The sequence below is a fragment of the Nitratireductor sp. XY-223 genome, assembly GCF_004959855.1.
In the GTDB taxonomy this organism is placed as follows: Bacteria; Pseudomonadota; Alphaproteobacteria; order Rhizobiales; family Rhizobiaceae; genus Hoeflea_A.
In genome coordinates, this window is the sequence record NZ_SPNT01000002.1 from 76,911 (window position 1) to 92,235 (window position 15,325).

Genomic DNA, 15,325 nt, shown 5'->3' on the forward strand with positions numbered 1-15,325 from the left:
ATGCGTCACAAAACGCCTTTGCCAAGGGGTGTTCAAGTGCTATTTGCAATCATTGGCAGGCTTGTGCACCGAATAGAGGCGGACGGGTTTCTTGAAGGAAAAACAACGCGGAAACACGCGGCAGCGACGCCGACCGGATGGAAAATCCGATCGGCCGGGCGGACGGCCGCCGGCCCGGCGCGCAGGCGAGCGTGCCGGCCGTCCCGCAAAAACCAACCCCTGGGACAGCGGGCCGCCGGCCGCATCGCCGCCGGAGCGCCCGCAGCGCAAGGGCGAAAGGCCCGCCGAGAAAGCCCCGGTCATACTGGAAACCCCCGCCACGGACGGCTATAGCCTGATCGACAGCGGCCACGGCGCCAAGCTTGAGCAATACGGGCCCTACCGGATCATCCGGCCTGAATCGCAGGCCTTGTGGCCACGGGCGCTGCAAAAGGAGACGTGGCAGTCGGCCGACGCGATCTTCACCGGCGATACCGACGAGGACGGCATGGGGCGCTGGCGTTTTCCGGCGGCCCCGCTGGGCGAGACATGGCCGATGCGGCTGATGGACATCGATTTCCACGGGCGCTTCACCTCGTTCAGGCATGTCGGGGTGTTCCCGGAGCAAATCGCCCACTGGCGCTGGATGCGCGACACCATCGCCGCCGCCGGCCGGCCGATGAAGGTTCTCAACCTCTTCGGCTATACCGGCGTCGCCTCGCTGATTGCGGCCGCCGCCGGCGCCGAGGTCACCCATGTCGACGCATCGAAGAAGGCTATCGGCTGGGCGCGCGAGAGCCAGGCGCTGGCCGGGCTGGAGGACAAGCCTGTCCGCTGGATCTGCGACGACGCGATGAAGTTCATCGCCCGCGAGGAACGGCGCGGCAAGGGCTACGACATCATTCTGACCGATCCGCCGAAATTCGGCCGCGGCCCGAATGGCGAGGTCTGGCAGCTCTTCGAACACCTGCCTGCCATGCTCGACATCTGCCGCTCGATCCTCAGCGACCGCCCGGCCGCACTCGTGCTGACCGCCTATTCGATCCGCGCCTCGTTCTATTCGATCCACGAGCTGATGCGCGAGACCATGCGCGGCGCCGGCGGCACCGTCGAATCGGGCGAACTGATCCTGCGCGAGCAATCGGCCGGTCGTGCGCTGTCGACTTCCCTGTTCAGCCGCTGGGTGGCCTCATGACGCAAAGCACGATCGGCCGCGTCGGACAGGTCAAGGAAATCACCAGCCTCAGCAACCCGGTGATCAAGGACATCCGGGCGCTTGGCCAGAAGAAGAACCGCGACCGGTCCTCAAGCTTCATGGCCGAGGGACTGAAGCTGATTATCGACGCGCTCGACCAGGGCTGGCGGATCCAGACGCTCGTCTACGCCAAGGACGCCAAGGGCAGCGCCAACGTGGACAGCGTCGCGGCTCGCACGGTCGCGGCCGGCGGGCTGGTTCTTGAAGTGCCGCAAAAGGTGCTGGGCGCCATCACCCGCCGCGACAATCCGCAAATGGTCTGCGGCGTGTTCGAACAGCGCTATGCGGCGCTGAAGGACCTGCATCCGAAAGCGGGCGAGACCTATGTGGCGCTGGACCGGGTCCGCGATCCCGGAAACCTTGGAACGATCATCCGCACGGCCGACGCGGCGGGCGCCAGCGGCGTGATCCTGATCGGCGACTCCACGGACCCTTTTTCGCTGGAGACGATCCGCGCGACCATGGGCTCGATCTTCGCCGTGCCGGTGGCGCGATCGGACATCGCGGGTTTCCTGAAGTGGCGCGACGGCAAGGACGCGCTGCTCGTCGGCACGCATCTGGAGGGAGCGGTCGACTATCGGATGATTGACTATACGGCGTCGCCGGCCATTCTGCTGATGGGTAACGAGCAGGCCGGCCTGCCGCCGGCGCTGGCTGAACGCTGCGACCGGCTGGCGCGCATCCCGCAAAGCGGCCGCGCCGATTCGCTGAACCTTGCGGTGGCCACGGCTGTTATGCTGTTTGAAGCCCGCCGACACCTGCTGGAGGTCTGAACATGAAAGCCGTACGGTCGCTCTTTTCACGCCCCCGCTTCGCTATGGGGCTCGTCGCCGTGCTGGTGGCGGTCGACCAGACCGCCAAATGGGCGGTGGAGAAGTACCTGCCCCTCCAGGAGATGGTGGACGTGCTGCCGGTGCTGGCGCTGTACCACACGCAAAATCCGGGCATCGCCTTTTCCATGCTCTCCTTCGTGGGCGAGAAATGGCTTATCGCCCTGATGCTGCTGGTGATCGCCTTCGTCGCCGTGCTGTGGGCGAAGAGCAGTCCGGGGCGGTGGATGAGCCAGACGGGTTTCGCGTTCATCGTCGCCGGCGCTATCGGCAATCTAATTGACCGGTCGGTTAACGGCTATGTCATTGATTACATTCTGGTACATACCGAAACCTGGTACTTCGCGGTGTTCAACCTGGCGGATGCTTTCATCACCGTCGGCGCGGCGGCGATCATCATCGACGAGCTGTTCGGAAAATGGATCTACAAAAGCGATCCCGCGAAAACGGAAAAATCTTGAAACCAGGCGGCGAACCGCCAGCGACCGGAGGAACAGACATGCAGGAACCGTTCAAGGCCATCCTAATCACGCGCGATGAAAACAAGGTTCAGAGCGTCGAAACGCGCGAAATCGGCCTTGGCGACCTGATGGATGGCGATGTCGTCGTCGAGGTCGAGGCGACGACGGTCAACTACAAGGACGGGCTTGCGATCACCGGAAAGGCGCCGGTGGTGCGGCAGTGGCCGATGGTGCCCGGCATCGACTGCGCCGGAACCGTCGTTCAGTCGGACCACGACGGCTACAAGGAGGGCGACCAGGTCATCCTCAACGGCTGGGGCGTCGGCGAGACCCATACGGGCGCCTATGCGCGCTACGTACGGCTCAATGGCGACTGGCTGATTTCCCGGCCGTCCGGCATGAGCGCGCTCGACGCCATGGCCGTCGGCACGGCCGGATATACGTCGATGCTGTGCGTCATGGCGCTGGAACGCTACGGGATCATGCCCGATTCCGGGCCGGTCGTCGTGACCGGCGCCAATGGCGGTGTCGGAACGGTGGCCATTTCGATCCTCTCGAAGCTCGGATACGAGATCATTGCCTCGACGGGCCGGCCGGACGAGGCGGATTTCCTCAGGTCTCTCGGCGCCACCGAGATCATCGACCGTTCGGAACTGTCCGAGCCGGGACGCCCGCTGGGCAAGGAACGCTGGGCGGGCGGCATCGATTCCGTCGGCAGCAACACGCTCGCCAATGTGTTGTCGATGACCCGCTACGGCGGGGCTGTGGCAGCCTGCGGCCTTGCCCAGGGCATGGACCTGCCGGCGACGGTCATGCCGTTTATCCTGCGCGGGGTGGCGCTTCTGGGCGTCGATTCCGTCATGGCTCCGAAACAACGGCGCGAGGAGGCCTGGCGCCGGCTGACCCAGGACCTCGACATCGGCAAGCTTCACGCTCTATCGAAAACCATCGGGTTTGATGATATCATCGACACCGCGACGGCGCTGATCGACGGCAAGATCAGGGGCCGGGTCGTTGTTGACATGAAAAAGTGATTGCTGCACGAGGGTGAACTATACGGGCGCGGACAACTCTACGTCGCAGGACGGTGACGCGATGTCACCGCATTGTCGTATTGTTCTGCTTAATGGGCTTCAAGACATTACCACAGGATTGAAATGCCATGACACTGAACTTGCGCCAAACACCGCCGGCCAAGCGCGCGGCATCGAATCCGGCGCTTGAAGCGATGGGCGAGGAAACCGCGATACTCGGCCGAATCGGCCACCTGGAGACGCGTCTCGCCTGCACGCAGGCCGAGGTGGAAGCGGCCCAGGCCGTCCGTTTCGAGGTTTTTGTCAAGGAAATGGGTGCCGTGCTGCCGCCCGAATCGATGCAGATGGGCCGCGACATGGACGCATTCGATGCTGTCTGCGACCACCTTCTGGTGTTCGACCGGACCATCGTCGGAAGTTCGGAGGAACAGATCGTCGGCACCTACCGCCTGTTGCGCCAGGAGGTCGCGCGCGCCAATAACGGGTTCTACTCGACGTCGGAATTCGCCATTGCCGACATGCTGGCACGGCACCCCGAGAAACGGTTCCTGGAACTCGGGCGTTCCTGCGTCCTGCCCAAGTACCGCACCCGCAGGACCGTTGAATTGCTTTGGCAGGGCAACTGGGCCTATTCGCTGGAGCACGGGATCGACGCCATGTTCGGCTGCGCATCGATGCCGGGCGTACAGCCCGAAGCGCACGCCCTGCCGTTGTCCTTCCTCTATCACAACTGCCTGGCGACCGGATCGTGGTCGGTCAGCGCACGGCCGGAACTCTACAACAACATGGACCTGATGCCGAAGGAGGCGGTCGACACGCGCAGCGCGATCTCCGCCCTGCCGCCGCTGCTGAAGGGCTATCTGCGCCTCGGCGCGATGATCGGCGACGGCGCCGTCATCGACCGGGGGTTCGGCACCACGGACGTGATGGTGGTGCTGCCGATCTCCAAGATCAGCGACCGTTACCTCAACTATTACGGCGCCGACGCCAGCCGGTTCGCTTCCTAGCCGATCCGGCCCAGCTCAACGAAAACCGGAAAGGGCGGACATCGAGGTCCGCCCTTCTTCTTTCGGGCGAGATCGATCTAGCTGCCGACATTGTAGGCGGCGATGGCCGCCATGTTGACGATGTCGGAATCGCGGGCGCCCATCGACACGATCTGGATCGACTTGTCGAGCCCGACGAGCAACGGACCGATGACGGTCGAGCCGCCCAGTTCCTGCAGCATCTTCGTGGAAATCGAGGCCGAGTGAAACGCCGGCATGACGAGCACATTCGCGGGCCCCGAAAGGCGGCAGAACGGATATTGCCGCATGACATCGATATTCAGCGCCACATCGGCCGCCATCTCGCCGTCATACTCGAAATCCACCCGCCGCTTGTCGAGTATATTGACCGCCTCGCGCACCCGCTCCGCGCGCTCTCCGGGCGGATGCCCGAAGGTCGAATAGGCAAGCATCGCCACGCGCGGCTCGTAACCGAGCCGGCGCGCCACGCCCGCCGCCTCTTCCGCGATGTCCGCGAGTTCCTCCGAATCGGGCATATCGATCACCGCCGTGTCGGCGACCAGGACCGTGCGGCCCCGGCACAGCGCCAGTGAGACGCCGATCACCCGGTGACCGGGCTTGACGTCGACACAACGGCGCACGTCCTCGAGCGCGGTCGAATAGTTGCGGGTCGTGCCGGTCACCATGGCATCGGCGTCGCCGAGCGCCACCATGCAGGAGCCGAAGTGGTTGCGGTCGGTGTTGATCAGCCGCTGACAGTCCCGGTAGAGATAGCCGCTGCGCTGCAGGCGCGCGTATAGATACTCCGTATAGGCCTCGACGCGGCGCGACACGCGCGCATTGACGAGTTCGATACCGGGTTTTTCCAGATCGATGCCCGCCTGCGTCGCCATCTCCTCCATCTGCTCGATGCGCCCCAGCAGGATCGCCGTGCCGAGCTGCTGGTTGGCATAGGACACGGCGGCGCGCATGACGTGCTCTTCCTCGCCCTCGGCGAAGACCACCCGGCGCGGCTGGCGCCGCACGCGCTGATAGATGCGCTGCAGCGTCGAGGCGATCGGATCGCGCCGCGCGGAAAGCTCGCGGCCATAGGCCTCGAGATCGACGATCGGGCGCTGCGCGACACCGGAATCCATCGCCGCGCGGGCGACGGCCCGGGGGACATCGGACAACAGGCGCGGATCGAAAGGCACGGGGATGATATAGTGCGGGCCGAAACGCGGACGGTTGCCGCGATAGGCGGCCGCCACCTCGTCCGGCACGTTCTCGCGCGCCAGATTGGCGAGCGATTCGGCGGCGGCGATCTTCATGGCGTCGTTGATCGTCGAGGCGCGCACGTCGAGCGCGCCGCGGAAGATATAGGGAAAGCCGAGAACGTTGTTGACCTGGTTGGGATAGTCGGAGCGGCCCGTCGCCATGATCGCATCGTCGCGGATGCGGGCGACCTCTTCCGGCGTGATCTCCGGATCCGGATTGGCCATGGCGAAGATGATCGGATTGTCCGCCATCGAGCGGACCATGTCGTCGGTCAGCGCACCCTTCACGGACAGCCCGAAGAAGACGTCGGCGCCGTCCACGGCCTCGGCGAGCGTGCGGTCCGACGTCTTGACCGCGTGGGCGGACTTCCACTGGTTCATGCCCTCTTCGCGGCCCTGATAGATCACGCCCTTGGTGTCGCAAAGCGTGACGTTCTCAGGGGTGAAGCCCATCGACTTGATCAGCTCGATGCAAGCAATGGCCGCGGCCCCCGCGCCGTTGCAGACCAGCTTCGTCGTCTTCATGTCGCGGCCGGTCAGGTGCAGTGCGTTGATCAGCCCGGCAACGGCGATGATCGCCGTTCCGTGCTGGTCGTCATGGAACACCGGAATGTCCATCACCTCGCGCAGGCGCTGCTCGATGATGAAGCAGTCCGGCGCCTTGATGTCTTCCAGGTTGATGCCGCCGAAAGACGGCCCGAGATGCTTCACGCAATTGACGAATTCGTCGATATCGTCGGTGCCGACCTCGAGATCGATCGAGTCGACATCGGCGAAGCGCTTGAACAGGACCGCCTTTCCCTCCATCACCGGTTTCGACGCCAGCGCGCCGAGATTGCCGAGCCCGAGGATCGCGGTCCCGTTGGAGATGACGCCAACGAGGTTACCGCGGGCCGTGTAATCGAAGGCCCGGGACGGGTCATCGGCAATGGCCTTGACCGGAACGGCAACGCCGGGCGAGTAGGCCAGCGACAGGTCCCGCTGGGTTGCCATCGGTTTGGTGGCGTTGATCTCCAGCTTGCCCGGCCGGCCGCGCGCGTGGAACTCCAGGGCTTCCTGCTCGGTGATGGTCGACATTGACCGGGACTCGTTATCGGACTCGGGCATATTTCCTAACCTGTTGTGGGCGAAGCGCGTTCTGGGCGCCTGCCCGGTTGTTTTTTCCACACCGGCACCGTTAGGGTGCCGGTGGCCGCCTGTAAAGCTCGCCGGCGGTGATGCAGCTTAGCGAAATGGTTGAAAGTGCCAACAGCCAATCGCCGCAAAAGCCGCCTCGCAACGGCCCGCCATTATGACGGAGGAACAACAAAAGCGAAAAGGATCGTCTGCGGAACGTCCTGCAACCGGAGCCAAAAACGGGGAGAATGAGGGTCGAAAACCGGCAATCCGCGTGCCGGAACGGCCGCCGGAAATGAACAAGATGCTGACCACCGCAAAGCTTGCCTCGGCGGAAAGCCGGGCGGCTGCCACGCCGATGATGGAACAGTTCATCGCGATCAAGGCGTCGCATCCCGATGCGCTGCTCTTTTACCGCATGGGCGATTTCTACGAGCTGTTCTTCGACGACGCGGTGGAAGCCGCCCGGGCGCTGGGCATCACGCTGACCAAGCGCGGCCAGCATCTCGGCCAGGACATCCCGATGTGCGGGGTTCCCGTTCACGCCGCGGACGACTACCTGCAGAAGCTGATCGCCAAGGGCTACCGCGTCGCCGTGTGCGAGCAGACGGAAGATCCGGCAGAGGCCAAGAAACGCGGCTCGAAAGCGGTGGTCCGGCGCGAGGTCATCCGACTGGTGACGCCCGGCACTCTGACCGAAGAAAAACTGCTTTCACCGTCCGAATCCAACTATCTGATGGCCCTTGCCCGCGTCAAAGGCGCCGGCCAGGGCGGTTTCGCGCTCGCGTGGGCGGATATTTCGACCGGCGCTTTCCGGCTTGGCGAGACGACCGCCGCGCGCCTCGCCGCCGATGTGATGCGGATCGAACCGAAGGAACTGATCGTCTCGGACCGCGTCTTCCACGACGAGGAACTGCGGCCGGTCTTCGACCTGCTCGGCGCAATCGTCTCGCCGCAGCCATCGGTGTTATTCGACAGTTCCAGCGCCGAGGGGCGCATCAAGCGCTTCTTCGATGTTGCCACGCTCGACGGGTTCGGGAGCTATTCCCGCACGGAACACGCCGCGGCAGCCGCGGTAATCGCCTATGTTGAGAAAACCCAGCTTTCGGAGCGGCCGCCCCTGCAGCGCCCGCAGCGTGAGGCGGACGGTGCCAATCTCTTCATCGACCCGGCGACGCGCACCAACCTGGAACTGCTGCGCACCCTTTCCGGCGATCGCAAGGGCGGCCTGCTGGCCGCAATCGACCGCACGGTGACCGGCGGCGGCGCGCGCCTGCTAGCAGAGCGGCTGATGTCCCCGCTGACCGACCCGGACGCCATCGGCACACGCCTCGACGCCGTCTCCTGGTTCCTGGCCGAGGGTCGCGGACGTGAGGATTTGCGCGAGGTGTTGAAGCAAGCGCCCGATATGCCGCGCGCCCTGTCGCGGCTGGCGCTCAATCGCGGCGGGCCGCGGGATCTCGGCGCCATACGCCAGGGTCTCGAGACAGCGGGCCGGATTGCCGCTCTCTTCGACGGCGGCGACCCGACTGAAGAGATCGGGGCGGCGGTGGACAGCCTTCGCAATCTGCCCGCGGACCTTTTCGACCTGCTCGGTGCTGCGCTGGCCGACGAGTTGCCGCTGCTGCGCCGCGACGGCGGCTTCGTGCGCGCCGGATATCACGGAGAACTGGACGAGATGCGGGCGCTGCGCGACCAGTCGCGCAAGGTGATCGCCGGCCTGCAGGCGCAATATGCCAATGAGACCGGCGTCAAGTCGCTGAAGATCAAGCACAACAATGTGCTCGGCTATTTCATCGAGGTGACGGCCAACAATTCGGCGGCGCTGACGGAGGGCGACGACGCAAAGGCGCGGTTCATCCACCGCCAGACCATGGCCAATGCGATGCGGTTCACGACGACGGAACTCGCCGATCTGGAAAGCCGCATCGCCAACGCCGCCGACCGGGCGCTGACCATCGAGTTCGACATCCAACACCGGCTGACCGCTGCCGTGGTGGCGGCAGCGGAGGCGATTTCCGCGGCGGCGCAGGCGCTGGCCGTGCTCGATGTGTCGGCGGCGCTCGCGGTTCTCGCCGAGGAACAGGGCTACTGCCGGCCGGTTATCGATGGTTCGACGATGTTTCACGTGGTGGCGGGGCGCCATCCGGTGGTAGAACAGGCGCTGCGGCGGCAGGCGGAGGGGCCGTTCGTCGCCAATGACTGCGACCTGTCGCCGGGGGAAGACGCTGAGGGCGGCGCCATCTGGCTGCTGACCGGGCCGAACATGGGCGGCAAATCCACCTTCCTGCGGCAGAACGCGCTGATCGCCGTGATGGCGCAGATGGGGTCCTTCGTTCCCGCCGGCAGCGCCCGTATCGGCGTTGTCGACCGGCTGTTCAGCCGTGTCGGCGCCTCGGACGACCTCGCCCGCGGCCGCTCGACCTTCATGGTCGAGATGGTGGAAACGGCGGCGATCCTCAACCAGGCGAGCGAGCGTTCGCTGGTGATCCTCGACGAGATCGGCCGCGGCACGGCGACCTTCGACGGGCTTTCCATCGCCTGGGCGGCGGTCGAGCACCTGCACGCGGTCAATCGCTGCCGGGCGCTCTTTGCCACCCATTTCCACGAACTGACAGCGCTGTCGGAGAAACTCGACCGGCTCGCCAATGCGACGATGCGGGTCAAGGAGTGGGAGGGTGACGTCATCTTCCTGCACGAGGTGGGGCCCGGCGCCGCCGATCGCTCCTACGGCATCCAGGTGGCGCGCCTCGCCGGCCTGCCGGAATCCGTCGTCGCCCGCGCCCGCGATGTCCTGAGCCAACTGGAAGAAGGCGAGCGCAAGAGCCCGGCGCACCAGCTGATCGACGACCTGCCGCTGTTTTCCGCGGAGGTGCGGCGCGAACCGGCACAGGCAAAAGGCCCGTCCGAGGCGGAAGCGGCGCTCCTGGAAATCAACCCGGACGACATGACCCCGCGCGAGGCGCTAGAGGCGCTCTACGCGCTGAAGGCAAAGCTTGACGGAAACGGTAGCGGTTAGGCCGCGCGTCCTAATTTTTGCGAAACGAATGTGTCACGCGTGCCCTCGGGTATCGCGCCTCGTTGCCACGCGCTCGCCCGTCAGGAAATAGGTCGCCATTTGGCCCTTGCCCTTGATTTCGATGGCGCCGCGCGGCTCCAGCTCAAAGCCGTCGCCCAACAATCCGGCGGTGTCGTCACTGATCTGGATTTTCCCGGCCTCGCCATGACTTTCCATGCGCGCGGCGATATTGACCGTGTCGCCCCACAGGTCGTAGGCGAACTTCTTCTGGCCGATCACGCCGGCGACGACCGGCCCGGAGTGAATGCCGACGCGGATCTCAAGGTCCTTGCCGGTTTCCCGCGCTTCCTGCTCGGTCGCGACCATCATTTCCAGGGCGAGCCGGGCGATCGCCTGTGCGTGGTCCGGCCGTGCAGCCGGCAGACCGGCCACCACCATATAGGCGTCGCCGATCGTCTTGATCTTTTCCAGATCGAGGGCATCGACCAGGGAATCGAACCGGCTGAATATCCGGTTCAACAGGGTTACCAGTGTTTCCGGCGAGGACCGGCCGGCCATCTCGGTAAAGCCGACGATGTCGGCAAACAGGATCGTCACCTGCTTGTGGCTGTCGGCAATGACCTTGGGGTTCTGTTTCAGCCGGTCGGCGACCGCGGGGGGCATGATGTTGTGTAAAAGCCCCTCGGATTTCCGGTATTCGGTCGCCAGCGCCGCTTCCGCCACATCCACCGCATGGCGATAGGTCAGCACCACCATCAGCAACAATGCCGCCGTAGACGCGCCGTTGACCATGGCAAAGATCAAATTCCACACCGGCGGCAGTTCGGCGATGGGCGGCAGCGTCAGGCCGACGGCGATCGCGCAGAGGAACGCCGCTGCGTTGGCGCCCATGAGGACCGCCTGGGTCCGGCGGCTGACCCATTCGCTCAAGGGGCAATAGACCAGGCCGACCAGGCCGAAGAGAAAGAAGCCGGGCTTCAGCCCGATATAGAGCGTGACCAGGATGATGCCGACGATGTTCTGGCCGTTCACCAGCTGGAATCCGGTGCCGGGCCGGCCGAAAACCAGGCAGTAACAGCAGAATAACGTCAGAACGGAGCCCGCCGCGGTGTAGGCGGCGAGGACGTTCTGCCCGAGCTGCAGGAAGATATAGGCCGTTACACCCTGGACGACGATCCAGACGCTGTAGCCGATCTTGGCGCCGGCAAAAATGCGGGCCTCGCCGGCCGGCAAATCTGACGGCACGTAGACGTACCAATCAAGAATCCGCTTCAATACCGTCAATGCTCTTTCCCTGCCGGAACGGTTCCCCCCGGCCTCAATCTGGCATCGGGCGGCGAGCAAAGCAACGCCGGCCGGCCCGCCGGAACGACACGCCTCACATGCATGTTCCGATCCAGATACGCGGTGAATGTCACGGCGCGGTCGTGCCGACGCCGATCGAATGGCGGGCACTCCTGACAGACAGTTGTCAGGAGATGTCTGTTAGAGTGACTGCGAAACCGATCCGGGACAAATGAGATGATACACCACGAAAGAACCCTTGAACTCGAAGCCACGCCGGACGCCGTTTGGGCGGTGATCGGGCGGTTCATGCATATTGACGACTTCGCGCCGCAGGTGAAATCGGTGGACGCGCTGACGGAAGGCGAGGACGGCATGGGCTCGAAACGCCGCTGCCATTTCGACAACGGAAACTCGTTGGTCGAAGAGGTGATCAGGTGGGAACCCAATCGCGGTTACCGCGTCCGCCTGTCGGAAATGGAGCCGATGCCGCTGCACGAAGCACTTGCCGAACTGTCGGTGGAACCGGTGGGCAACGACCGATCGAAGGTGACGTGGTCCATGGACTATCGCGTGAAGTTCGGACCCGTCGGGTGGTTGCTGGGCCAGACCATGATGAAAAGCATGATGGGCAAGGTCCTGGACGGCAACCTGAAAGGGCTTGCCGACAAGGTCCGCTCGAACCAGGCCGCGACCGGGGAAGCGGCCTAAACGACGGCGCCGCCCCGTTCGCGCTAGGGGCGTCTTCGCGCCGCCTGCCCATCGAGACGCACGATCAGGTCGTCCTCGGATATCTGCGATACCACCGACGCCTTCAGCAGTGCGGCCTGGGTTTCGGGCGCAAGTCCGCCGGTCGGCGGATCCCTGTCGAGATTGGTCGGGAAGGAATAGCCCTCGGCGGCGGCGGCAATCACCGCATTGAGCTCCGCATCTGAAAGCCATCCGGCATTCCAGGCGGCGCGCAGCGGGTGGTAGAGCGCCTTGCACATGTTCAGGCGGTCGACACTTTCCATCGCGCGTCCGAATGCGGAGGACACCTGCAACAGATTCACCATGCGATGCACGTCGGCGCTGCGGTTCTCCCCGGCGGCGTGCAGGAGCGCCGGATTGAAAAAAATCGCGTCTCCCTTGTCCAGCGGCAATTGCAGGCAATACGCCTCGAAATGGGCCCGGAAATCCTCGCGCCGCCAGGCCGCATAGCCCGGGCGATAGAGCTGGGAATAGGGAAGCAGTTTCGTCGTGCCGGATTCTATCGGCATGTCGCAATGGGCGATGCCCCCCTGAAGGGTCATCAATGGCGACAGGTCATGCACATGGGCGGGGTATGTGGCGCTGACCTCGGCGGTCTGAAAGCCGAGATGATAGTCGCGGTGGGCCTGTTGCGCCTTGCCGCCAGGATGAACCAGGTTGACCTGCGCCGTTATCTGGTAGTTCGGGCCGAGCCAGGCTTCGGCGGCCGCGTCGATGGCAGGTGAAGCGAAATACCGGATGAAGGTGTAGGGGGCGGCGATGCACAGTTTCTGAAGCGAATTCCAGATCCGGTCGTTGCTGCCCGCAGCGGCAAAATGATCGGCACCCTCGGCCCCGTCCGCCGACTCCCGCGCGATGATCTGCTCGTAGACGGCTGTCGCCTCGTCGATGACGCCGTGATCCGGCAGCGCCTGCTTGAGGACAAATACACCGGCGCCGCTGCTGAGGATCCTGGCCCATTCCGCCATAAGCGCCCGGCGGGCATTCGCCTCGGCAAGACGGTCCGCCAGGGCCGGCACGTTGTAAACCGGGATGTTTTTCTCGATGGCGTCGGCATGGGGCACCTCGGCCGAGGTCAATTGCCTTGCCACAAGGGATGCGAACTCGCTGAGATCGCAACGCTCGGCCGCATAGTAGCCGTCCTGCTCCGTCGCCGGATTGTCCATGACACCGTCTCCTCTTTCGTCGAGCAGACACGCTACCCGCAATCGGAGCTTGATTGCAGGCGAAAATACATCAATAAACCATCAAATGACCCACAGGTTCCCAATCAAGGAAATCGCCAGGCAGTCCGGACTCGGCACGGCCACGGTGGACCGCGTGCTGAACAACCGCGCCCATGTCAGCCCGCAGACCCGCGCGCGGGTGCTTGCCGCGCTGGAAGAGCTCGAGGCGCAGGAACAGCAACTGTCCGCGCGCGGGCGGCGCATGTTCGTGGACGTCGTCGTGGAAGCGCCCCGCCGGTTCAGCCGGCAGATCAAAACGGCATGCGAGGCGGTCCTGCACACCCGGTCCGAGGCCGTTTTCCGTCCGCGGTTCATGCTTCAGGAAGTCATGACCGAAGACGAAATCGTGGCTTGCCTGAAGCGGATCAGGAAACGCGGCAGCCACGGCGTTTTCCTGAAGGCGCGCGATATCCCCGTGGTCCGGGACATGGTGGACATGCTTGAAGCGGCGGGCATCCCGGTCATAACGCTGGTCACGGACATTCCCGGATCAAGCCGTTCGTCCTATGTGGGCATCGACAACGAAAAGGCGGGGCGAACGGCGGCCTATCTCCTGCACACCGTTCTGGCGAGCGAGCGCGGCACCATCCTGACCTCGCGCAGCCAGGAGGCGTTTCGGGGAGAGGAGGAACGCTACGTGGAGTTCCGTGCCTTGTTTCTGACGCTGCGCCCGCAATACCGGATCGTTGAAATAGCCGGCGGCGCGGGGCTGCCGGGGGACACGATACGGCTATTGAATGCCGAACTCACCGGCGTGCCGTCCGTCGACGCCGTCTACTCGATGGGCGGCGGCAATCGCGCGATCCTTGACGTTCTGGAAGCCGAGGGAAAGGCGCCCCGGCATTTCATTGCCCACGATCTTGACGCGGAAAACACCGACCTGCTGCGGACCGGGGCAATCGGTTTCGTGCTGCACCACGACCTCAAGCTGGACATGCGCCGCGCCTTTGGCGCCCTTTCAGCGCGGCACGGCCTGCTTCCGCCGACCGATCTCGCCCTGTTCAGCGATGTGCAGATCATCACGCCGCACAATTTTCCCGTGACGGGCGACTGGTAAGCCGCGCCACACACCCGGCAAACCGTTCGTTAACCGCCGCTCAGTCAAGGCGCTGCGATTCCAGCTGGATCGTCGCATGGGCGATGCCGTGGTTCTTCGCAAGCGCCGCCTGAAGCTCTTTGAGCACCGTGTCCCCGTCCGCGCCGTCCGCCAGGACCGCATGCATGGTCAGCACCGGCCGGTCGCCGGTCAGCGACCAGATGTGGACGTGATGGATGTCCTTCACACCGGGCACCTCCCTTTGCAGCGTTTCGACAAGATGTTTCGGATCGACATTCTCGGGTGTTCCCTCGAGCAGGATATGACCGGACTTGCGGATGATGGTCCAGGCAGCGCGCAGCACCAGCAAGGCGACTACGATCGAAAGGATCGGATCGATCGGCATCCAGCCGGTCGCCATGATGACAACGGCGGCGATGATGGCGGCGAGCGAACCCAGCATGTCGCCGAGCACATGCAGCGCCGCACCGCGGATATTGAGGTTTTTCCGGTCACCCGACTGCAGGATCCAGAAGGACACGATATTGGCGATGAGCCCGAGCACGGCGATCACCAGCATCGGCGTCGCCAGGACATGGACCGGCTCGCGGATGCGCCCGACGGCCTCGATGGTGATCCAGATGGCGATGACGAAGAGGCTCAGACCGTTGACGAAGGCGGCCAGAACCTGGAAGCGGTCATAGCCATAGGAGCGCTGCAGGTCGGGCTTGCGGTCGGCGATCCTGAAGGCAAACCATGCGAGCGCCAGTGACACGCAGTCGGTCAGCATGTGGCCGGCGTCGGCCAGCAGCGCCAGCGAACCGGCGAGCAGGCCGCCGACCGCCTCCGTCACCATGAAACCGGCGGTTATGATCAGCGCCCAAAGAACGCGGGTCCTGTTGGCCCGGTGCGTGTGATCGTGGCTCATGGCAGTTCCCGAATCAGCAAGACGGCCCGAGTTTAAACCGATGGTGGCGGATTTCGACCTTGGAGTGCGCAAATCATTGATATTCCAGTCTTTCGACGGCCATTAACCGCAATGTCATTTGGCCTTGATATGGGTTCCATTTGG

12 protein-coding genes are annotated in these 15,325 nt (G+C 64.4%); 8 read left to right on the forward strand and 4 right to left on the reverse strand.

Going from position 1 to position 15,325, the window contains the following annotated elements; all coding sequences use genetic code 11:
• The first annotated feature begins 91 nt into the window (after window positions 1-91).
• From E4M07_RS06950 to E4M07_RS06970, 5 genes are all read left to right on the forward strand, one after another.
• Window positions 92-1,174, forward strand: a complete 1,083-nt coding sequence (locus E4M07_RS06950; RefSeq protein ID WP_136657596.1) for a class I SAM-dependent methyltransferase — start codon at window positions 92-94, stop codon at window positions 1,172-1,174.
• On the forward strand, window positions 1,171-2,007 hold the full coding sequence (locus tag E4M07_RS06955; protein ID WP_136657597.1) for an RNA methyltransferase: 837 nt from the start codon (window positions 1,171-1,173) through the stop codon (window positions 2,005-2,007). The genes E4M07_RS06950 and E4M07_RS06955 overlap by 4 nt, the downstream gene beginning before the upstream one ends.
• A gap of 2 nt (window positions 2,008-2,009) precedes the next feature.
• Entirely contained in the window at window positions 2,010-2,525 is a 516-nt protein-coding gene (lspA, locus tag E4M07_RS06960) for a signal peptidase II (protein WP_136657598.1), read from the forward strand.
• A 38-nt stretch (window positions 2,526-2,563) separates the two neighbouring features.
• Complete coding sequence (locus E4M07_RS06965) at window positions 2,564-3,559, forward strand: MDR family oxidoreductase (RefSeq protein ID WP_136657599.1); 996 nt, start codon at window positions 2,564-2,566, stop codon at window positions 3,557-3,559.
• A gap of 194 nt (window positions 3,560-3,753) precedes the next feature.
• Window positions 3,754-4,566 carry a GNAT family N-acetyltransferase gene (locus tag E4M07_RS06970; protein ID WP_246660420.1) on the forward strand — a complete coding sequence of 271 codons (813 nt, stop codon included), beginning with the start codon at window positions 3,754-3,756 and terminating at the stop codon, window positions 4,564-4,566.
• A gap of 77 nt (window positions 4,567-4,643) precedes the next feature.
• Here E4M07_RS06970 and E4M07_RS06975 read toward each other — a convergent pair whose 3' ends face one another.
• The gene (locus E4M07_RS06975; RefSeq protein ID WP_136657601.1) at window positions 4,644-6,929 is read right to left on the reverse strand and encodes an NADP-dependent malic enzyme; all 2,286 of its coding nucleotides are present in this window, start codon (window positions 6,927-6,929) and stop codon (window positions 4,644-4,646) included.
• Between the two features lie 304 nt (window positions 6,930-7,233).
• On the opposite strand from E4M07_RS06975, the gene mutS reads away from it, so the two are divergent.
• Window positions 7,234-9,957 carry a DNA mismatch repair protein MutS gene (mutS, locus tag E4M07_RS06980; RefSeq protein ID WP_136657602.1) on the forward strand — a complete coding sequence of 908 codons (2,724 nt, stop codon included), beginning with the start codon at window positions 7,234-7,236 and terminating at the stop codon, window positions 9,955-9,957.
• Window positions 9,958-9,990: 33 nt separating this feature from the next.
• On the opposite strand, the gene E4M07_RS06985 is transcribed toward mutS, so the two are convergent.
• Complete coding sequence (locus E4M07_RS06985; RefSeq protein ID WP_206057193.1) at window positions 9,991-11,241, reverse strand: adenylate/guanylate cyclase domain-containing protein; 1,251 nt, start codon at window positions 11,239-11,241, stop codon at window positions 9,991-9,993.
• Window positions 11,242-11,478: 237 nt separating this feature from the next.
• Here E4M07_RS06985 and E4M07_RS06990 point away from each other — a divergent pair, with 237 nt between their 5' ends.
• On the forward strand, window positions 11,479-11,952 hold the full coding sequence (locus tag E4M07_RS06990) for an SRPBCC family protein (RefSeq protein WP_136657603.1): 474 nt from the start codon (window positions 11,479-11,481) through the stop codon (window positions 11,950-11,952).
• A gap of 23 nt (window positions 11,953-11,975) precedes the next feature.
• On the opposite strand, the gene E4M07_RS06995 is transcribed toward E4M07_RS06990, so the two are convergent.
• Window positions 11,976-13,157 carry a phytanoyl-CoA dioxygenase family protein gene (locus tag E4M07_RS06995; RefSeq protein WP_136657604.1) on the reverse strand — a complete coding sequence of 394 codons (1,182 nt, stop codon included), beginning with the start codon at window positions 13,155-13,157 and terminating at the stop codon, window positions 11,976-11,978.
• An 85-nt stretch (window positions 13,158-13,242) separates the two neighbouring features.
• Between E4M07_RS06995 and E4M07_RS07000 the strand changes: the two genes are divergently transcribed.
• The gene (locus tag E4M07_RS07000) at window positions 13,243-14,274 is read left to right on the forward strand and encodes a LacI family DNA-binding transcriptional regulator (protein WP_136657605.1); all 1,032 of its coding nucleotides are present in this window, start codon (window positions 13,243-13,245) and stop codon (window positions 14,272-14,274) included.
• 40 nt (window positions 14,275-14,314) lie between these two features.
• Here E4M07_RS07000 and E4M07_RS07005 read toward each other — a convergent pair whose 3' ends face one another.
• Window positions 14,315-15,181: a cation diffusion facilitator family transporter gene (locus E4M07_RS07005; protein ID WP_136657606.1), complete on the reverse strand. Its 867-nt coding sequence runs from the start codon at window positions 15,179-15,181 to the stop codon at window positions 14,315-14,317.
• Window positions 15,182-15,325: the final 144 nt, after the last annotated feature.